A 20,368-nucleotide genomic window follows, 5' to 3' on the forward strand; every position below is an offset into this window, starting at 1 on the left:
TTTTCTATTGATACTTTAATTGAATTTGATATGAAGGAATTAAAACTATTTTTCTACGTTTCTGATGATAACAATCTGTCCGCCTTCTTTGTTGGCGTTGATTCCGGAACCGTCAGGATTTTTGAATTTATCCAGCTGCCAGGTATGAGAGTGAATATTCACAGAGAATGTATTCGGAATTCCGATGATGTCTGAAATATCAACCATTGCCCCGAATTCCCATGAACCGAATTTCTGAAGGTCTCCGGATTGGTTGTAAGCAGTCTGCCATGCAGAGTCACCTCTGTTGTGCCTCATGTTCAGCCATGGTTTGTATTGTTTGGTGGCAATATTCAGCTGCCAGATATAAGAATCGTGTTTTGCATTTTTGTAATAAGAATCTCCGTCTTCCTGGATGTATACGAAATTTTCAGTCACACATAAGTTATCAGGATTGATCAGATTATTTCCCGGATTAGAGTCTCCTTCAGCCACCACTTCCAGTTTTCCTGTCAGCATATTATTGGCGTTCAGAACAAGCTTGTAAACTCTTCCCCACATGGTTAATCCGGCTTTTGGATTAACACCGTCAGAAGATTCTCCGGTAGCAGTAAAGTAGATTTCTCTTCCTTTTCCAGCTCCTTTTCTGTAATCTACATCTTCTACTCTTGAAAAGCGGATCGCATTATTGTCAATATTTTTCTGGTTGATCTGAGCTCCGGTAAGGTTTTTAGCGTTCGGAATTTCTACGAACTCTACGTCGTAGCTGCTTCCTTTCGTCATATCCGTTTCAGTATAGTTGCTGTTGGTTCTTTTTAAAGAATACAACTTACCGTTATCAAGATCTCCTTGTGTATCTGCTACATACATGATCAGCTGTCCTGCAGATTGGTGTGAAGAAGAATAAGACTGGTCTTCACCAATGATGATATAGGTTTTTCCGTTAGAAACATCTTTAGGAAGCGGAACTGCATTTTCCATAGAAGCCTTTCCTAATGCCGGTTTTACCCTTGTTTTATCAGTTGCCTGAGACACTGGTGCCAAAGGGTTTAAAGCATGTACCATACTTTCTTCACCTGATTCTCCTGCGGTAAGGAATGCACTGAAACCATGAATTTCCGGAGTTGCCAATGTAGCGGAGCATAACCTTGTCATTCCTCCGGTTCCGTTTAAGATATATTCTCCTTTTACAGGCTTAAAAGTTTTGTCTAAATAGACTCTTGATACCGATTGTTTGATCTCGTGATTTGTGATCATCAGGTAACCGTCAGAGTTTGGATCTTTCATAAGTCCCATTCCGTCCGGCTGTCCTCCGAAAACGAAATCCGGTGAACCTGGAAGCATATCGGAACTGGAAATAAGGGTGGTTATATTTAAATTTTCAAAACCCTGCATTCCATAAACGAAAGCGGGTTCTTTAGAAAAATTTTCAAGTTTGATTTTATCATTGACAGGAGTGTCCGAGTTACCGTTGTCATCATTGCAGCCTTGAAATACAAGAGAAGCAAAGACCAGAGCTCCAATAGTTTTGTTTATTTTCATAATTACATTTTTTGAATTTCGATTATGGCAAAACTAAAGGTCTTGTATTAACTGAGTTTTAAAAAGATAAAACAAATAGTTTAAGATTAAGTAATGGTTTGTTAAGATAAGATCAATAATTAGAACGGATATAAATAGAAAGCCTTTGATGAATATGTTCGTAATAAGAATAATATATTATAACGCAGTGTACGCAAAATTTTTATTTTCCGCTTTTTCGTTCGCAAAGCGTTATACTCAGCTATGAAATAATAGCGTTTTTTGCTAAATAAAATGCCTTTGCGAACGAAAATATTGATGATAGCATGAGCGTTTCTTTGTGATCCTTAGCGTTAAATAAAACCTATATCCGGCTTGTGTAATTTTTCAAATTATTTTTATTTCCCGCTGATTTCCACAGATTATGCAGATGCTTGTGGAAAATCTGCGCAATCTGTTTCATCTGCAAGAAGTAAGAATACTACACACGCTTCGTCAGAATCAATGAAGTTGATTTTCTTCTCTGCTCCCTTCCATACGAAGTGCTATACGAAAAACTTTGCGTTAAGAATATAATAGGAGAGCTAGGGTAAAACAACTCCGGCTGTCTCAAAATTGAGACAGCCGGAGTTAAAATTTATAATAGAGGTTTCTATTTTAGATATTCAATGCTTTTTGGTAAGCGTCTTCTAACCCTTCAAGGTTTTTACCACCAGCAGTAGCGAAACCTGGGTTTCCACCACCGCCGCCTTGGATTTCTTTAGCAAGGTCTTTTACGATAGCTCCAGCCTGGTAATCTGCTGCCAGATCATCAGAAACTCCAACGGTAATCATTGGTTTTCCGTCTGCATCAGAAAGAATAATCGTTACTGAAGTAGGAATTTCTCTCTTTAACTGGAAAACGATGTCTTTTACAGAACCTGCATCCAGAGAAGTTTTCTTCACAAGAAGCTGCTTGTTGCCTTTCTGCTCATAAGCATTCTTCCATTCTCCGATTTCTCCTTTTGCTTTTTCCTTTTTAAGAGCATCTACTTCAGCCTTCAATGAAGTGTTTTCTTCGATCAGTTTTTCGATCGATCTTACCACATCTTTAGACTTTAATAGCTGGGAAAGCTCAGTGATCTGTTTTTCAAGATTGTTGAAATACTCTTCGGATTTATCTCCCGAAATAGCCTCAATCCTTCTGATTCCTGCAGCAGCAGAACCTTCGGAAGTGATTTTAAAATGACCGATTTCGCTGGTGTTTTTTACGTGAGTTCCTCCGCAAAGTTCTTTTGAACTTCCAAACTGGATCATTCTCACACTGTCACCATATTTTTCACCAAACAAAGCCATTGCTCCCTTATCCAGAGCTTCCTGAATCGGAATATTTCTGAATTCCTGTAAAGCAATACTTTCTTTGATCTTTTTATTTACTTTTTCTTCAATTAATGCTAATTCTTCTTCCGTCATTTTGTTGAAATGAGAGAAGTCGAAACGAAGATAATCAGGACCTACATAAGAACCTTTCTGTTCTACGTGAGTTCCTAACACCTCTCTTAAAGCTTCGTGCAGAAGGTGAGTCACAGAGTGGTTGGCCTGAGAATTTTTTCTTTCGGAAGCGTTTACTTTAGCATAGAAAACAGCACCGGCATCTTTAGGAAGACCGTTGATCAATGAAATAATCAATCCGTTTTCTTTTTTAGTTTCCAACACTTCAAAACTTTCAACAGCGTTTTCAAGAATACCTTTGTCTCCAACCTGTCCACCTCCTTCAGGATAGAAAGGAGAGCTGCTTAATACCACCTGATAGAATTCTCCGTCTTTGTTTTCTACCTTTCTGTATCTTGTAATATAGGTTTCAGATTCAAGCTGATCATATCCTACAAAGTTTTCATCTCTTTCCTCCAAAGTAACCCAGTCGTAAACTTTCTGGGCAGAATCAGCTTTTGAACGAAGCTTCTGTTTCTCCATTTCAGCTTTGAAACCAGCTTCATCAATTGTTAATCCTTTTTCCTCAGCAATAATTCTTGTTAAGTCATCAGGGAAACCGTACGTGTCATACAGTTCAAAAACTTCTTCACTTGGTAATACTTTCTGGTTATTGCCAATTGTTTGCTGGATCAGTTTTTCTACTCGGATCAGACCATTTTCAATAGTTTTTAAGAAAGAATCTTCTTCACTTTTGATCACTTCAGCAACAAGTTTTCCCTGTTTTTCGATTTCCGGGAAGAAGGTTCCCATCTGCTCCTGCAGTACAGCCACCAGTTTGTAAAGGAAAGGCTCTTTCATATCCAGGAATCGGTAAGAATAAGAAATTCCTCTTCTTAAAATTCTTCTGATAACATATCCCGCACCTCCGTTGGAAGGCAATTGTCCGTCTGCAATAGCAAAAGAAACTGCTCTGATGTGGTCTACCACAACACGGATCGCAATATCCTTTTCGTCTTGTAAAATTCCGGTATATTTTTTACCTGAAAGTTCCTCAACTTTAGCAATAAGTGGAGTGAAAACATCCGTATCATAGTTGGAAGACTTCCCTTGAAGCGCCATACAAAGACGCTCAAAGCCCATTCCCGTATCTACGTGTTGAGCAGGAAGCTTCTCTAAAGATTTATCTGCCTTTCTGTTGAATTCCATGAAAACCAGGTTCCATACTTCAACAACCTGCGGGTGGTCCTGATTCACAAGGGAAATTCCCGGAACTGCTGCTTTTTCTTCAGGAGTTCTCAGGTCAATATGGATTTCCGAACACGGCCCGCACGGTCCGCTTTCTCCCATTTCCCAGAAGTTATCTTTTTTATTTCCGTTGATGATTCTGTCCTCTGAAATGTGAGATTTCCAGAAGTCATAAGCATCCTGGTCTCTGTCCAGATTTTCTGAAGCATCCCCTTCAAAAATGGTAACGTATAAATTTTCTTTTGGAATTCCGTATACTTCAGTCAGTAATTCCCAGGCAAAAGCAATAGCCTCTTTTTTGAAGTAATCCCCGAAAGACCAGTTTCCCAACATTTCAAACATAGTGTGGTGGTAAGTATCTCTCCCTACATCATCCAGGTCATTGTGCTTCCCTGAAACTCTCAGACACTTCTGTGTATCGGCAATTCTAGGGGCGGTAGGGGTTTTGTAGCCAAGGAAAAAATCCTTGAACTGCGTCATTCCGGAGTTGGAAAACATAAGGGTAGGGTCGTCTTTCAGCACAATAGGAGCTGAAGGAACGATCAAGTGCTCCTTACTTTTAAAATAATCTAAAAATTTTTGACGTATCTCTTGTGATGTCATAGTATTGCTTTTGCTTTTTTTAGTATCAAATTTTGATAAGATGCAAATTTACTATTTTTAAGCGATTTGTAATAATTTTATGCTATGTTTTGAATGGTGCCCGGCTTTGGATATGGATGTGTCCTAAACCTCACGGGTTTTCAAAACCTGTAAGGTTTGAGATGGCAAGTTTGTAATGACTGTAATCAATAATAATCGATCTCATTTTGCAATTTTCCATTTAACTTCCTACCTTCGTTGCGATCTGAAAAAAGACAAAAAATCCTTCCAATGACAAAAGATGAAGAACTGAAAAGCTGGATAGAACAGTATTCAGGGCCGCTTTTGAAGCGGGCACTGTACGTACTTTCAAATAAAGAAGATGCACAGGATGTGGTTCAGGAAGTTTTTCTTGCTGCTTACTCAGCTTATGATTCTTTTGAAGGGAAAAGCAATGCGCTTACATGGCTGATGGCTATTCTGAATAGAAAAGTGGCCGATTTTTACCGGAAAAAATACAAATCTGAACCCAATATCCGACTCGATCATTTTTTTGATGAAACAGGATCATGGAAACACAATGATGTTTTAAATGACTGGAATGTATCAGGAGAAGGGGATGAGCTTTTAGACAACAAGGATTTTAATAAAACACTCGAGGAATGTATTGAGGAATTGCCCTCCAAATGGAAGATTCTGTTGAAAATGTATTATATTGAAGAAAAAAAAGCACCGGAAGTAAGTCAGGAATTGAATGTTTCCACGACTAATCTATGGAAGATTTTGCAGAGAAGCCGCATGCAGCTCAGAGAATGTCTGGAGTTTAACTGGTTTTCAAAATCATAAGAAATCATGATACGAAGAATACTACATATATTATTTTTACCGTGCAGTGAAGCTACTTTACTGATGGAAAAAAGGAATGCCCAATCTATTTCTGCCAGAGAAAACAGGATGCTCAGCATGCACCTGATGATCTGTAAATGGTGCAGGATGTACAATGAAAAGCTGGCTCTTCTGGATAAAGCTTTTAAAAAGACTTTTTCTGAAAAAGAAACTGAAATTAATGATTCTGAAATTCAGGACTTTAAAAATAAAATGATCGATAAATTAAATTTCTAGGATAATTTCTGTCAGGATTTTAAAATAGCACCGACTATACTTTTGAAAACAATAAAGTATTCATTTAAAATCTTAAAAATATGGTCGGAACAGTACAGGAATCTAAAAATCAATTAACCCGAATCGGGTATTATATTTCGCTTTTCGGAGCAGCACTTATTTTACTGTGGATTGGTATATTCAAATTCACTCCCACAGAAGCAGCTGCAATAAAACCTTTGGTAGAAAACCATTTCTTAACTTTTTTCGTATATAAGATTATGAGTGCTCAGGCAGTGTCAAATCTTATCGGAGCGATAGAAATTATCATTGCATTACTCCTGATATTTAGTGCGAAATTTGCTGTACTCAAAAAGTATGCAGGTGTAGGAATGATCGTAACTTTTCTGGTAACATTAAGTTATTTATTGACAACACCGGGAATGTGGAAAATAGTGGACGGAGTGCCTGTGACGGATTTCTTTATTCTGAAAGACCTTATGTTTTTAGGATTTGGAGTAATGATCATTCAAAATAATAAGTAATGAATAAAAAAGTAAAAATGAAGAATATATTAATTGCACTCGGAATCATTCTGGGTATAGCAGTATTTGCTGCGGAATCAGGGCTTTTCAGAAAAGCAAAGTCCAATGTGGTGGAAATAAAAAAAGAAAATGAGGAAATTATGGATAACAAGAACGTTAAAGAGATTTATTTTGCAGGTGGATGTTTCTGGGGAACAGAACATTTTTTTCAACAGATTCGTGGCGTGGTAGGAACAGAAGTTGGTTATGCCAACGGTAATACCAAAAATCCTACTTATGAAGAAGTCGTAAGCCATACAACAGGTTTCGCAGAAACCGTAAAAGTAAAATATGATCCTGAGCAGGTAGATCTGAAACTATTGATTGATCTGTATTTTAAAACCATTGATCCTACAAGCAAAGATCAGCAGGGAAATGACAGAGGAAACCAGTACAGAACAGGAATCTATTTCACTGATAAAACAGATGAAGCGGTGGTAAAATCGGAAGTTCAGAAGCTGGCAAAGAATTATCATAAACCAGTAGTCGTAGAAACTATTCCATTGAAAAATTTCTACAGAGCTGAAGACTATCATCAGGATTATCTGGATAAAAATCCAGGCGGTTACTGTCATATTGAACCGGGACTTTTTGAAATGGCCAAAAAAGCCAACCCGCTTCCAAAACCGGCTTACCAAAAGCAGGATAAAAAAGTTTTAAAAGAAAAACTGACTGCAGAACAATATAATGTTACCCAGGAAAACGGTACCGAAAGACCTTTCCAGAATGAGTACTGGAATGAAACCCGTGAAGGAATTTATGTAGATATTACAACAGGGGAACCTTTGTTTGTCTCTACCGATAAATTTGAATCCGGATGCGGATGGCCAAGTTTCTCAAAACCGATTACCAAAGGTTTGATTGATGAAAAACTGGATCGTTCCCATGGTATGGATAGAGTAGAAGTAAGAAGTAAAACGGGGGATGCTCACCTGGGACACGTTTTCACAGACGGGCCGCAGGATAAAGGAGGACTTCGTTACTGTATCAACAGTGCTTCACTGAAATTTATTCCGAAAGCTGAAATGGAAAGCAAAGGATACGGAAAATATCTTCCGTTGTTAGATAAAAAGTAATATGAAAGGAAGGCTGCCGTTGGGCAGCCTTTTTATATTGAATTAATGATGTAGTTGAAATCTTTCTTTGATGCTGAACATGGAGATGTTCAGAAATAGGAGAAATCCGAAAATAAAGTAATAGGTATCTTTCGGAAGTTCTGCGAGACGCAATTGTATTTTTTCAAAAAAATCAGGTTTATATTCTGGTCTGATAACATCATTACAAAGTAAACATTCATATTCAGGATATTGCACCTTAGGATCAATATAGCTATAAACCGCAAAAATATGTCCTGTTTTCTCAAGGTCAACGGCATACTGTTCCTGTTTGGCAATTGCAAGATCATTCAAAACTGAGACAAAATCACCATAACTATTATTTTGATCTAAAATAAACTCAATACCAGACTCTTTCTCATTTCTTTTCTGGAGTTTTTTCAGTTCAGAAACATATGATTTTGAATTTTCTTTAGCAGTACCAGGGGCTATTTTTATTTTTTGGTAATTCCAGTTTCTTACAGGTTCAAAACTTGCAAAAGTATTTTTAATCCCCTCTCTTTCTTTGGCAGGAAGTCCAATATCTATCACAGAAACATTAATATCTTCAAACTTTTGGTTTCCATAATACCAGAATAAAACAGGAATCAGCAAGGCACTGATCAATCCTGGAAAGTAGTATATTTTTTTCATGGCTGGTTTTTAACAGTACCGAATGAAAATTTTAAGCCAAAAAAAGTGATCCGAAAACGAACCACTTAAAAATAATCTTTAAATATTTTAATTTTTTAAATCTTTAAATCCTAAATATAGCCGTCTACCAATCCCTTTTTCTCAGAATCCAGTACGAACCGAATATAAAAATAGCACACCACACCAGACAAGCGATAAGGCTTTCCGTAGGGTAGTGGAACTCATATTGTAAGCCCATCATTTTAGCCATATTTAATCTCATCATTGGGTTAGGAATAAGGCTGGACATGCTTTCAAGCGGTAAAAGGTGCGAGATAAAAAAATCATTCTGAAGAACCTCATTTCTTTGCGGTCCCTGCATTCCCTTTACTTTTGAATACGTTTCAAGAGCGGTTAAAATTCCTTCGCCAATCCAGAAAACGAAAAGGGCAAGAAAAACAAAAACAGATTTTCTCAGTAAAATGGAAAGGAACATTAAGAAGCAAAAGAACGTAAATAGCTTCACAAAATAATTTCCAATAAAGAACATTTCAGCAAAAGCCTTGGTAGAGTCCGTTGTATTCGAATATTGATAGCCCAGAAACAAAGTAATTCCCAACACAATGGCTGTCGAAACAATAGTGAAAATGCTTATCGTCAGCAATTTTGAAGTGATGAATTCCTTTCTGCTTAGCCCATCAATCGTGTTTTGCTTGAACATTCTGTTGCTGAATTCCTGGGAAATAGAGAAAACAATGATCAGTCCCAGGAAAATTTTCAATAAAGCAACAATCCATGTGGTGAAATTCCAGATTTCCGGGAAATTATAAATTCCCTGTTCTTTTAAATTGATCGTTCCTCCAAAAACATCAAAGTCAACCAATCCAATGAAAAGTAAAGCAATAAGAATGGCGAAATAAAGTATCGTGAAAACTCTGAACGGTTTATAGTTCAGGTTTTTGTAATATTCAAGTTTTAATAATTTGATCATGATTAATTGGTGTTTTTTACAAGTTCAAGGAATTGAGATTCTAGAGATAATTTTTTCTTTGTTAAATGAGAAAGATAGATTCCTTTTTCAGCTAGTTTCTGATTCATTGCCGAAGCTGAAATAGAAGCGTCATCACGGATCTGAGCTTTGATAAGATCACCTTCCTGATTGATGGACGAGAACCACTGAAGTTCGTTCAACGCATTTAAAAGTAATGTGTTATTATCAGCTTTCAGCTCAAAATATCCGTTGTTGGAAGTCATTTCATCCACCCTTCCGCAGTAAATGGAATTTCCTTCCTTCAAGACAATGACATGGCTGCAGATTTTTTCAATTTCATCCAGAAGATGGCTTGCAATGATAATGGTGATTCCCTGCTTGGCAATATCACTGATAATTTCTCTGATCTGAATGATTCCTTCAGGATCCAGTCCGTTGGTGGGTTCATCCAATATCATCACTTCAGGATTGTTGAGCATCGCTGAAGCTATGGCCAGACGCTGTTTCATTCCTAAAGAGAAAGTTTTGAAAGTATCTTTTCTTCTTTCATATAGATTAACCGTTTTCAGAACTTCGTCAATCCTTGAGTAGGGTGTTTGCTTAATTTCAGCGACAATCTTAAGGTTGGTTTCTGCGCTTAAATAAGGATAAAAGTTAGGCTGTTCGATAATTGCTCCGATCTTTTTTAAGGTGTCAGGATCAGTTCCTTTCTTGCCAAACCAGAACCAGTCTCCGCTGGTGGGATTGATGGTTGAAAGCAGCATCCCGAAAGTAGTGGATTTTCCGCTTCCGTTCGGTCCCAAAAGGCCATAAACATTTCCTCTCTCGACATCAAAAGAAATATTGTTGACCACAACTCTTTTGAATTTTTTCGTCAAATTTTTTACTGATAAAATCTTTTCCATGTAATTTGTTTTACATAGTAGTAGTCTATATAAATTAGAGAATGTTACAGAATTATCATAAATCAATATTAATTTATGGACAAATACATTAAATTTGATAGAATTAATCAACAGTTATGAAGCTAATTGAACTGGCAGAAGAATTAAATGTATCTGCAGAAGCCATAAAACAGTTTATCCAGGATTTTGATCTTGAACTGGTAGATTGTATCAGTACCAATTTTGAGGTAAAAAAAGATTTTGAAAAATTTGCCCGCGAAAATGTAGATTTTTTAAGATTGTATGAAAAAGATCTTGATAAGAATAAAACCCTGGAGCAGATTGCCGAAGTCATTAAGCAGCCAAAAGACAAGGTTGAAAAGGTGATCAAAGACAATAATCTCAATATTTTCGATAATGGTTTTTACAAATCCTCCATATCAAGCTATGGAATTGATAATAAACTGGGAGGGAATTATCAGTTTGTCTACGATTATTTTGGGCACAAAACCAGCCTTCAGCAAAGAGATTTTATCGGATACAGAGACCTGTTTTTTTATACATCCACTGTTCTGGAACCCTTCCTGAATCCGCAGCAGATCAAAGACTGGGGCATCAACAAGCCTGCAGGGATTATTCTGTACGGACCTCCCGGAAGCGGTAAGATATTCTGGGCCAACAAAATTGCTGAAATTATCGGATATCAGTTTAAGGAAGTCAAAAAACATTATTTGGGAACTTCGCTGATTGATGGAAATGAGATCAATTTCAGTGATTTCCTGGTGAGTATGATGAAGGAAAACAAAATGCTTCTTTTTATGGATGATTTTGATGAAATTATGATGCAGAGAAGGGCGGAAACAGACATTGCTTCCTGCAATCTTGAGGCTCAGGAACTGATTCTTCACTACATCGGAAAGTTTGAAAAAGAAGGTGTTTTAATGGTAGGTTCAGCTAATTCTGTGGCTGAAATTGATGAGGAAATTCTTGCACCCGGAAGATTTGATGTGCTGATTCCTATTTTTCCACCCAATGCTGCTGAGCGCTCGGAAATCATTCTTTACGCCATGACCAGAGGATTGGAAGAAGATTCTTTACTCTATAAAATACTTAAAAACAACAAGGCTGATAAGGTTCCATTCTGGCATGAAATCTCTTCAAAGATGAAAGCCTTCAGTAACACAATGCTGATAGACTTTACCCAAAGTTTAAAGAAAAGAATCAAAAACCTTTATCAGAGAACCAGAAACGAAAAGCTGAAAATTGATCAGAAAATTTTAGACAGCGCATTAAGGGATGCAGGATCAAAACTTACTGAAGAATATCTTGATCAGGTAGCACGATTTCTTGCGGATGCCATTATCAATAATTTTGATGACTTCAGGTTTAGGATTCAGGCTCTGAAAAATGAACTGGAAACCTACAGAGTTGTCGAAGAGCCGCAAAGAGCAATAGGATTCCAGCATAATCAAGAAGGAGATAAAGGATAACCGCGTTTAAAGTTCAAGGTTAAAGTTTAAGGCTTTATAAAAATTACTCATTACCTATTACTCATTATTTATGAACAGTATTTGGGAACTGGATACTTTCTACAGAAAAAGAGACATCATCATTATTGGTGCGGGGTTTTCCGGGCTTTGGACAGCCATATCCATAAAGGAGAAGTATCCTGAAAAATCTGTTCTCATTATTGAGCGGAATAGCATTCCATTGGGTGCTTCCACAAGAAATGCCGGATTTGCCTGCTTTGGAAGTCTTACCGAAGTCATTGCCGATTCTGAGAAAATGGGCTGGGAAAAAACACTGGAGCTTGTTACAATGAGATTTAACGGACTTCAGAAAATCCAGCATTATTTTAAACATGATGAAATTGATTTTGAACTGAATGGAGGTTATGAAATTATAAATAATGAAGACCCTTTATCTCATATTGAAGTAGTCAATGAAAAACTGAAAACAATAACCGGATTGGCTCAGACTTATGCTTTGAATCAAAATAAAATACAGGAATTCGGACTCGGAAAATCTGAATTCCTGATAGAAAATCCCTGTGAAGGAGGTCTTCACTCCGGAAAGTTAGTACAGAAACTGCTGGAGAAATGTCACGAACTGAAAATTGAGTTTTTATTTGGAACGGAAGTTCAAAATATTGAAGAAACAGACAAAGTTGAGGTGCAGCTTTCAACTGATCTTTCTGTAATCGCCGACCAGCTTATTTATTGTACCAATGCATTTACTTCAAAATTTCTGGAAAAAGAAAATATCATTGCGGCCCGTGGGCAGGTTCTTCTGACAGAACCAATAGACGGTTTAAAACTTAAAGGTACTTTTCATTACGATGAAGGCTACTATTATTTCAGAAATGTAGGAAACCGGATATTACTAGGTGGCGGGCGAAATAAGGATTTTAAAACAGAAGAAACAACGGTTTTTGAAACAACGGAATTTTTACAGGATCATCTGGAAAAGTTTTTAAAAGAAATTGTTCTTCCCGGTAATAATTTTAAAATTGCCCTTCGCTGGTCAGGAATAATGGCTATGGGCGAAGAAAAGTCACCCATTGTAAAACAGGTTTCAGAAAAACAGTTCTGTGCCGTAAGACTTTCAGGAATGGGAGTTGCTTTAGCTCCGAAAATAGGAGAGATAATAGCAGAAATGATTTAATAGATGGATTGGTAGTATAAAATTTGTGATTAATAAGTTTTTATTGAAAAGAAATTAGAAGTTGGCTGGAAGCTAGAAGCTGGAGGTTGGAAGCTAAGGGCACATTCCCGACTCCAAAACTCTATAAATCGAATCTTGAAACTTTTTCCTCAAACACGCTCTAACTCTAAAATCCTCAAACCTCACTACCCGAATCCAAAACGGATGCATTCTCAAACTCTAAAACTCTCAAACTCTACAACTCGAATCCCGCACCTCGAAAACTCGAATCCTAAACCTCTCCACTCTAAAAGAATTCCTTATTTTTGCAAAAAAGAAACATTCGTGATTAACAACGACCAGATAAAAGAAGTTCAATCCAGAATTGAAGACTTACACAGATACCTTCAGATTGAAAAAAAGAAGATTGAAATAGCCAATGATGATGAAAAAACTGCGGCACCCGAATTTTGGGATAATCCAAAAACTGCTGAAGCATTTCTAAAACAGCTTCGTTCCAAGAAAAAATGGGTAGAAAGCTATGACGAAATTCAGACACAGTTTGAAGATTTACAGGTTTTGGCTGATTTCGCTAAAGAAGATCCGGATTCTGAAAAAGAACTGGATGAGACTTTCCCGCAATTGGTAGAAAAAATTGAAGACCTGGAATTCAAAAATATGCTTTCCAACGAAGGTGATGAACTTTCTGCAGTACTTCAGATTACAGCAGGGGCAGGGGGAACAGAAAGTTGTGACTGGGCATCCATGCTGATGAGAATGTATACCATGTGGGCAGAAAAACAAGGCTATAAGATCCGTGAACTTAACTTCCAGGAAGGAGATGTAGCAGGTGTGAAGACTGTGACCCTTGAAATTGAAGGTGAATTCGCTTTTGGATATTTACGAGGTGAAAACGGAGTACACCGTTTGGTAAGAATTTCCCCGTTTGACAGTAATGCGAAACGCCATACCAGTTTTGTTTCGGTATATGTTTATCCTTTGGTGGATGATACCATTGAAATCAACATCAATCCTGCCGATATCAGCTTTGAAACGATGAGAGCTTCCGGAGCAGGAGGACAGAACGTAAACAAGGTGGAAACGGCTGTACGTCTTCGCCACGCTCCTACAGGAATTATTATTGAAAACTCAGAATCCCGTTCTCAGCTTCAGAATAAAGAAAAGGCAATGCAGCTCCTTCGTTCAAGACTCTACGAAATGGAATTGGAAGAACGTATGAAAGCCAGAAACGAGATTGAAGCCAACAAGATGAAGATCGAGTGGGGAAGCCAGATCAGAAACTACGTTATGCATCCTTACAAGCTGGTAAAAGATGTACGTTCCGGTCATGAAACGTCAGATGTGGATGCGGTAATGAATGGTAATATCACTCCTTTCCTGAAAGCATTCTTAATGGCCGATGGAACCGCAGTTTCCGATGATGATCTCGACTTATAAAAATCATGTTTGAATTTTAGTTAAAATCTTATAATTAATTTTTGTTTCAGACATTTTAGACTTACTTTTGTTGTTCATCGATATTTATGGAAGATTTCAATAGCTGGAAGGATTTATTAAACCCGGAGTTTTATATAAAAATGGGAGGGTTTTGGCTGATTTTATTTATTGTTTTTGCTGAAACGGGTCTTTTTGTAGGATTTTTTCTACCTGGAGATTCTCTACTTTTCGTTTCGGGAATTTATGCCGTTGAAATCATCAAAGAGACTTTTGGCTCTACAGGGAGCGATTTTTTAGATACCACCTTATTGGCTTCAGGAGTAGCTCTTGCTGCTATTATTGGAAATGAAGTAGGATATTACTTCGGAAGAAAAGCAGGACCAGCTTTGTATAAAAGACCGGATTCAATGCTATTTAAGAAAAAATACCTTTACCAGGCACACGATTTCTTTGAAAAACACGGAGCATTAGCAGTTATTATGGCAAGATTCTTACCGGTTGTAAGAACTTTTACTCCTATTGTAGCAGGTATCGTAAAGATGGATAAAAAAGAGTTTTTAAGAGATAATATTATTGGAGCTGTATTATGGTCTTTTATTCTGATCTTTGCAGGACATTATCTTGACAAGCTTTTTATGGAGCAGTTTGGCATCAACCTGAAAGAGAAACTGGAATACATCATTATTGTAATCGTATTGGTAACAACACTTCCGGTAATTATCAAATTTGTTTTCGGGAAAAAAGAAGATCTTTCCAAATATGAAGACCAGGACTTTGAATAGATAAAGAATTCAATCAAAAAATATAGAGCCGTCTCAATCATGAGATGGCTTTTTTATTGCTTATCAATTAATTTTTTAGCATATTTATTTACAAGTTAACATAGAACGTTTAATAATCAAAAAAATTCTGTTAGACATCTTTACTTTTTAATCCATTCCAAAATATTAGGATAGATAATGCTGTCTCTTTTTCTTTTACTGAAGAATCTGGGGGCATGCCCGGCTCCTTTCATGAAAATGAATTTATGCGGAATATTCATTTGGGTAAGCGCTGAATCCATGGCGATTCCCTGATGCTGGTTGACCAGTACATCATTGTTTCCCTGAAACAACAATGTAGGAACATTGGTAATATTAGCAATAGGACTGGCTTCTTTGAAGGCTTCAGAAATATTTTTCCGGTCAAACTTAGTTCCTACTACTTTCTGAAAAGTAGGAGAAGTATATTTTGAATAAAACGATTTAAGATATTCTGAGCTGTAAAAATCTGTTGGGCCGCTTAAAGAGATGATTTTTTTGATCTGCTCGGGATGCTGATAACCGTAAAGTAAGGCGAGATGTCCGCCGGCACTTTCTCCCAGAAGAATGTAATTATTGGGCTGAAGCTCTGCTTTTTCCGCCAGAGAATTGAATTTTTCAATGGCAAGGGCAATATCTTCAAGCTGTTGTTTATAAGTGATTTTTTCTTTTGGAGAAACCAGCCTGTAATTCATATTGATGCTTGGAATCTTGTTTTCAAAAAGCATCTTCTGAACCTGGATCATATGCTCTTTTTTACCCAAAGTCCAGGCGCCGCCATGAACGATAAGGACTACAGGGGAATTTTCAGCATAATCTTTGGGAAGAAAGACATCCATTTTCTGTCTTTTATGCTCACCATATTTCAGATTGTAAATCTTCTGCTGGCCTCCGGGGCCTACCCAGACCCTGAATTTCGTATTACAGGACTGCAGCACGAAGCCAACACATCCCATAGCGAAAAAATGATACCGGAGAATGAGCTTTTTCATAAAGTAAAAATAAAAAAATATTATTACAATTCCTTATTCAGACCCTTGGCATAGTTGTAAACAGATCGGTTGTATCTTGGCAGATGGTGGGAAAGTGCCTTTAAAGTTAATGATAATGCTTCCTCGTATTTCCCGGCCGAAGAAAGAGACAGCGCTAAAAAAGAATCTACCGCATCGTTTAATTCATCAGAATAATGGGCTTTTTCTTCCCTTAAAATATGAATGCTTTCTTCTGTTTTTCCAATATTTCTTAAGGTGCTTGCCAGCTGGATTCTTGCTCTTCTTCTTCGTAAGCCGGTTAATCCGTGATCTAATGCCGATCTGTACAAAGGCTCTGCTTCCTTTTCATGTCCGGTGGAGTCAAAAGCACAGGCTCTTTCAAAATCGGCAATAGCCTGGGAATTGTTGTCTGTAAGTAACTCTACATGATTTTTAATTTGCTGAATAAACGCTTCATTACTTATCGTTCCCAGTTGTAGCCATAAACTTTGTAATTGGTCTTCCCAGTTTTTATCCATTGAATAGGTTTTAAACAAAGATATAAAATATTGAAAGTGAAGGACTGCTTAATGATTCTCATAATTTTGAAAATTATTGTCATATTATGAATCCAAAAACGGAATTAAATAATTATTTTTGCTGAACTTAACAAAGATTAAAAAATTATTAAAATATGGCATCAGGCTTTTTTGCTATTTTGGATGATATTGCAGCATTGATGGATGATGTAGCAGTTACCAGTAAGATTGCTACACAAAAGACAGCAGGAATTTTAGGGGACGACCTGGCTGTGAATGCAGAAAAAGCCACGGGCTTTCTTTCCTCCAGAGAACTTCCGGTTTTGTGGGCTATTACCAAAGGATCATTTATCAATAAACTGATCATTCTTCCTATTGCCTTTCTTCTCAACTGGCTGTACAAACCGGCTATTGAAATGATTCTTATTTTAGGGGGAATATATCTTGCCTTTGAAGGAGTAGAGAAAATTATAGAATTCCTGTTCCACCGTTCCAAAAAAGGGCACGAAGTCATCGAAGAAAGTGAAGAAGAAGAAAACTCTGAAGTTTCTGAAAAAGCAAAAATAAACTCAGCGATCAGAACAGATTTTATTCTTTCTATTGAAATTGTAATTATTGCATTGGGAACGGTTATCCAGCAGGAACATCCGCTTCTTACACAGATTTTAACGGTTACTTTTGTATCATTTATTGCAACAGTAGGAGTGTATGGAATTGTTGCATTGATTGTAAGAATGGATGATGCAGGTTTCAGTTTAATTAAAAAGAGTCATGACAAAGGATTCTTCTCCAAGCTTGGTCATTTATTGGTAAAGGCATTACCAGTTATCATCAAACTTTTAGGAGTTGTAGGAACGATTGCTTTGATCCTGGTTTCAGGAGGAATTTTTGCTCATAATATTCATTATTTACATGAGCTGCTTCCAACGTGGCCTTCTATGCTGAAAGAATTTACTTTCGGTCTTGTAGGGGGAATTGCTGCAGTATTGGTTTTCACTTTAGGAAAAGCAATCTATTCCCTGGCGACAAAAAAATAAAACAGAATTAAAATTAAATAATCAAAAAGTCCTGTATTCGAGAGAGTACAGGACTTTTTTTAGGTTCATTCAATATCTTTTAGTTAAATGAATTAAAGTTGATGAGCCTTCCTTTAATTAATACTCGAGATTAATCATAAGGTTTTCTTATTGATAGCCCTTCGACAGGCTCAGGTTGATAACCCAAATATCAATCAAAATTTTAAACATTGTCAGGCTGAGCCTGTCGAAGCCATTGCCACTAAAAAGAATATCAAAAAGTTGAAACAACGTAGGTTGATTTACTATAAGCATAGGTTTATTGATAAAGCTTTTTCAGTAACAAAATAGTCACTGTTTGCTCTTCTCATTGCCACAAAACCGGAGCCTTCTTCAAAGCAAAAAAGAGACTTTTTACAAGTCTCTTTTTTATATTAATTGAATAAATCTTTTACTTTATCAAAAAAAGTTTTTTCCTTTCCGGATGGTTCTGCAACCATTTCTCCGCTGGACATCTGCTTTTCAAAGAATTCCTTCTGCTCTTTGGTAAGCTTTTGCGGTGTCCATACATTGATGTGGATGAACATGTCTCCTTTACCATAGCTGTCGATGCTTGGAAGTCCTTTTCCAGCCAATCTTAAGATTTTTCCGGACTGAGTTCCCGGATCAACGGTAATTTTCACTTTTCCGCCAACGGTAGGAATTTCTTTCTTGGTTCCTAAAGCAGCTTCAGCAAATGAAACATATAATTCCTGGTGAAGATTATCACCTTCTCTTTTGATCGTTTGATCTACTTCCTCTTCAATAATCACCAATAAGTCTCCCGGAACACCTCCAAATGGGGCATCATTTCCTTTTCCTCTTACATTAAGCTGGATACCGTCTCTTGCACCTGCCGGAATGTTGATGGTAATTTCCTCTTCATCTTTAATAAGACCCTGTGCATTCGCCCCTGCAGGAATTTTGTCAGCAACTTTACCAATTCCCTGACATGTACCACAGGTAGTTTGAGTCTGCATCTGACCGAACATGGTATTCATCACTTTTAACTGAACACCGGAACCGTTACAGGTAGGACATGTTTTTGAAGTGACACCTTCCGCCATCTTCATTTTCTTTACTTTGATGGTTTTCTGAGTACCGTTTACCATTTCCTCAAGGTTCAGCTTGATCCTGATTCTTAAATTAGAACCTTTCACCTGCTGACGGCCTCCACCGCCACCGCCGAATCCACCGAAACCGCCACCGAAAATATCTCCAAACTGACTGAAAATATCCTCCATATTCATTCCGCCTCCGAAGCCTCCGCCTCCGAAACCACCATTTCCACCCATTCCGGCATGTCCGAACTGGTCGTATCTGGCACGTTTCTGATCATCGCTCAGAACTTCATAAGCCTCAGCAGCTTCTTTAAATTTTTCTTCAGCCTCTTTATCCCCTGGATTTTTATCCGGGTGGAATTTGATGGCCATTTTACGGTATGCTTTTTTTATTTCGTCGGCTGATGCAGATTTGCTGATCTCAAGAACCTCGTAATAATCTCTTTTTGACATGACAATTTTATAATTGATTGTTGATAAATGATAAAAGATATTCTAAAGCTAATAAGTGAAACATTCAATTATCACTCATCATTTATCATTTATGAATTTTAATTTCCTGTTACTACTTTTGCAAAACGGATTACTTTATCATTTAAAGTGTACCCTGTTTCAATAACGTCTACGATTTTTCCTTTCAAATCTTCCGATGGAGCTGGGATCTGGGTAATCGCTTCATGGAAATCAACATTAAAGCTGTCACCAGCCTTTACTTCCATTGTTTGTAAGCCTTTTTCGGTAAGTTTATTCTTGAATTTCTGATAGATAAGCTCTACACCCTGAAGATCAGCCGGATTTCCGTTTTTAGCGATTTCTTTTAAAGCCCTTTCAAAATCATCCAAAACTCCTAACATTGAAACCATCATTTCCTGGTTGGCATACTGGAAGAATTCCATCTTCTCCTTGCTTGTTCTTTTTTTATAATTTTCGAATTCAGCATACAGTCTGATGTAACGGTCTTTCTCTTCTGCCAAAAGTTCCTCCGGAGAAGGTGCAGCTGTCACATTGTCCTGTGATGTTGCGTCATTCTGAACATTGTTTTCTTCCTGATTATTGATGCTTTCTTCGTTAATATCCTGGTTTTCCATAATTCAATATTTATTTACTGATTGTTTGACAAAGAGTCTGCCAAATCTAAAATCTGGACATTAAGGCAGAAAAAAGAAGTAATGGTGAATCGTGAATACGTCAATGCGCTTCGCTTGTGAATTGGTTGTAGGGTAGGATTAATAATTGACTTTGCAAAGCAAAAATTGACCATTGACCATTCACTAATCAATGGTGAAGATGTCAATGCGCTTCGCTTGTGAATTGGTTGTAGGGTAGGATTAATAATTGACTTTGCGAAGCAAAAATTGACCATTGACTATTCACTAATCAATGGTGAAGATGTCAATCCGCTTCGCATGTGAATTGGTTGTAGGGTAGGATTAATAATTGATTTTGCGAAGCAAAAATTGACCATTGACTATTCACTAATCAATGGTGAAGATGTCAATGCGCTTCGCTTGTGAATTGGTTGTAGGGTAGGATTAATAATTGACTTTGCAAAGCAAAAATTGACCATTGACCATTCATTTATCAATGGTGAATACGTCAATGCGCTTCGCATGTGAATTGGTTGTAGGGTAGGATTAATAATTGATTTTGCGAAGCAAAAATTGACCATTGACTATTCACTAATCAATGGTGAAGATGTCAATGCGCTTCGCTTGTGAATTGGTTGTAGGGTAGGATTAATAATTGACTTTGCAAAGCAAAAATTGACCATTGACCATTCATTTATCAATGGTGAATACGTCAATGCGCTTCGC

18 protein-coding genes are annotated in these 20,368 nt (G+C 37.2%); 9 read left to right on the forward strand and 9 right to left on the reverse strand.

The annotated features are described in order from the left end of the window. Positions 1-45: 45 nt before the first annotated feature. On the reverse strand, positions 46-1,521 hold the full coding sequence (locus tag FFS26_RS19970) for an alkaline phosphatase PhoX (protein ID WP_110009252.1): 1,476 nt from the start codon (positions 1,519-1,521) through the stop codon (positions 46-48). A gap of 636 nt (positions 1,522-2,157) precedes the next feature. After that, complete coding sequence (alaS, locus tag FFS26_RS19975; RefSeq protein ID WP_110009253.1) at positions 2,158-4,761, reverse strand: alanine--tRNA ligase; 2,604 nt, start codon at positions 4,759-4,761, stop codon at positions 2,158-2,160. 270 nt (positions 4,762-5,031) lie between these two features. Between alaS and FFS26_RS19980 the strand changes: the two genes are divergently transcribed. The 4 genes from FFS26_RS19980 (at position 5,032) to msrB (ending at position 7,501) form a co-directional block, all read left to right on the forward strand. After that, complete coding sequence (locus FFS26_RS19980; RefSeq protein WP_137905933.1) at positions 5,032-5,586, forward strand: sigma-70 family RNA polymerase sigma factor; 555 nt, start codon at positions 5,032-5,034, stop codon at positions 5,584-5,586. A 6-nt stretch (positions 5,587-5,592) separates the two neighbouring features. Beyond that, positions 5,593-5,862, forward strand: a complete 270-nt coding sequence (locus tag FFS26_RS19985) for a hypothetical protein (protein ID WP_062671232.1) — start codon at positions 5,593-5,595, stop codon at positions 5,860-5,862. An 80-nt stretch (positions 5,863-5,942) separates the two neighbouring features. Beyond that, positions 5,943-6,386 carry a DUF417 family protein gene (locus FFS26_RS19990; protein WP_110009255.1) on the forward strand — a complete coding sequence of 148 codons (444 nt, stop codon included), beginning with the start codon at positions 5,943-5,945 and terminating at the stop codon, positions 6,384-6,386. 17 nt (positions 6,387-6,403) lie between these two features. Then, the gene (msrB, locus tag FFS26_RS19995; RefSeq protein ID WP_137905934.1) at positions 6,404-7,501 is read left to right on the forward strand and encodes a peptide-methionine (R)-S-oxide reductase MsrB; all 1,098 of its coding nucleotides are present in this window, start codon (positions 6,404-6,406) and stop codon (positions 7,499-7,501) included. 42 nt (positions 7,502-7,543) lie between these two features. On the opposite strand, the gene FFS26_RS20000 is transcribed toward msrB, so the two are convergent. The 3 genes from FFS26_RS20000 to FFS26_RS20010 form a co-directional block, all read right to left on the reverse strand. Continuing rightward, a complete protein-coding gene (locus FFS26_RS20000) occupies positions 7,544-8,173 on the reverse strand; it encodes a hypothetical protein (RefSeq protein WP_110009256.1) in 630 nt (209 codons plus the stop codon). Between the two features lie 124 nt (positions 8,174-8,297). Then, complete coding sequence (locus tag FFS26_RS20005) at positions 8,298-9,143, reverse strand: ABC transporter permease (protein WP_110009257.1); 846 nt, start codon at positions 9,141-9,143, stop codon at positions 8,298-8,300. A gap of 2 nt (positions 9,144-9,145) precedes the next feature. Beyond that, positions 9,146-10,048: an ABC transporter ATP-binding protein gene (locus tag FFS26_RS20010; protein WP_110009258.1), complete on the reverse strand. Its 903-nt coding sequence runs from the start codon at positions 10,046-10,048 to the stop codon at positions 9,146-9,148. Between the two features lie 116 nt (positions 10,049-10,164). Between FFS26_RS20010 and FFS26_RS20015 the strand changes: the two genes are divergently transcribed. The 4 genes from FFS26_RS20015 (at position 10,165) to FFS26_RS20030 (ending at position 14,910) form a co-directional block, all read left to right on the forward strand. Further along, entirely contained in the window at positions 10,165-11,517 is a 1,353-nt protein-coding gene (locus FFS26_RS20015) for an ATP-binding protein (RefSeq protein WP_110009259.1), read from the forward strand. Positions 11,518-11,587: 70 nt separating this feature from the next. Continuing rightward, a complete protein-coding gene (locus tag FFS26_RS20020; RefSeq protein WP_137905935.1) occupies positions 11,588-12,691 on the forward strand; it encodes an NAD(P)/FAD-dependent oxidoreductase in 1,104 nt (367 codons plus the stop codon). A gap of 324 nt (positions 12,692-13,015) precedes the next feature. Beyond that, positions 13,016-14,128 (forward strand): peptide chain release factor 2, encoded by a 1,113-nt coding sequence (prfB, locus tag FFS26_RS20025; protein ID WP_137905936.1) that lies wholly within the window; start codon positions 13,016-13,018, stop codon positions 14,126-14,128. 86 nt (positions 14,129-14,214) lie between these two features. Continuing rightward, entirely contained in the window at positions 14,215-14,910 is a 696-nt protein-coding gene (locus FFS26_RS20030) for a DedA family protein (RefSeq protein WP_110009261.1), read from the forward strand. A 140-nt stretch (positions 14,911-15,050) separates the two neighbouring features. Here the strand turns inward: FFS26_RS20030 and FFS26_RS20035 are convergent, their stop codons facing one another. Together FFS26_RS20035 and FFS26_RS20040 are read right to left on the reverse strand one after the other, a co-directional pair. Next, a complete protein-coding gene (locus FFS26_RS20035; protein ID WP_110009262.1) occupies positions 15,051-15,920 on the reverse strand; it encodes an alpha/beta hydrolase in 870 nt (289 codons plus the stop codon). A 23-nt stretch (positions 15,921-15,943) separates the two neighbouring features. Next, the gene (locus FFS26_RS20040) at positions 15,944-16,438 is read right to left on the reverse strand and encodes a tetratricopeptide repeat protein (protein WP_110009263.1); all 495 of its coding nucleotides are present in this window, start codon (positions 16,436-16,438) and stop codon (positions 15,944-15,946) included. Between the two features lie 155 nt (positions 16,439-16,593). Here FFS26_RS20040 and FFS26_RS20045 point away from each other — a divergent pair, with 155 nt between their 5' ends. Then, entirely contained in the window at positions 16,594-17,475 is an 882-nt protein-coding gene (locus tag FFS26_RS20045; protein ID WP_137905937.1) for a DUF808 family protein, read from the forward strand. Between the two features lie 413 nt (positions 17,476-17,888). Here the strand turns inward: FFS26_RS20045 and dnaJ are convergent, their stop codons facing one another. Beyond that, on the reverse strand, positions 17,889-19,007 hold the full coding sequence (gene dnaJ / locus FFS26_RS20050) for a molecular chaperone DnaJ (RefSeq protein ID WP_110009266.1): 1,119 nt from the start codon (positions 19,005-19,007) through the stop codon (positions 17,889-17,891). Positions 19,008-19,105: 98 nt separating this feature from the next. Further along, positions 19,106-19,645: a nucleotide exchange factor GrpE gene (locus FFS26_RS20055; protein ID WP_395974916.1), complete on the reverse strand. Its 540-nt coding sequence runs from the start codon at positions 19,643-19,645 to the stop codon at positions 19,106-19,108. Positions 19,646-20,368 lie beyond the last annotated feature (723 nt).

It is taken from the genome of Chryseobacterium sp. 2VB, assembly GCF_005503635.1.
Classification (GTDB): Bacteria; Bacteroidota; Bacteroidia; order Flavobacteriales; family Weeksellaceae; genus Chryseobacterium; species Chryseobacterium cupriresistens.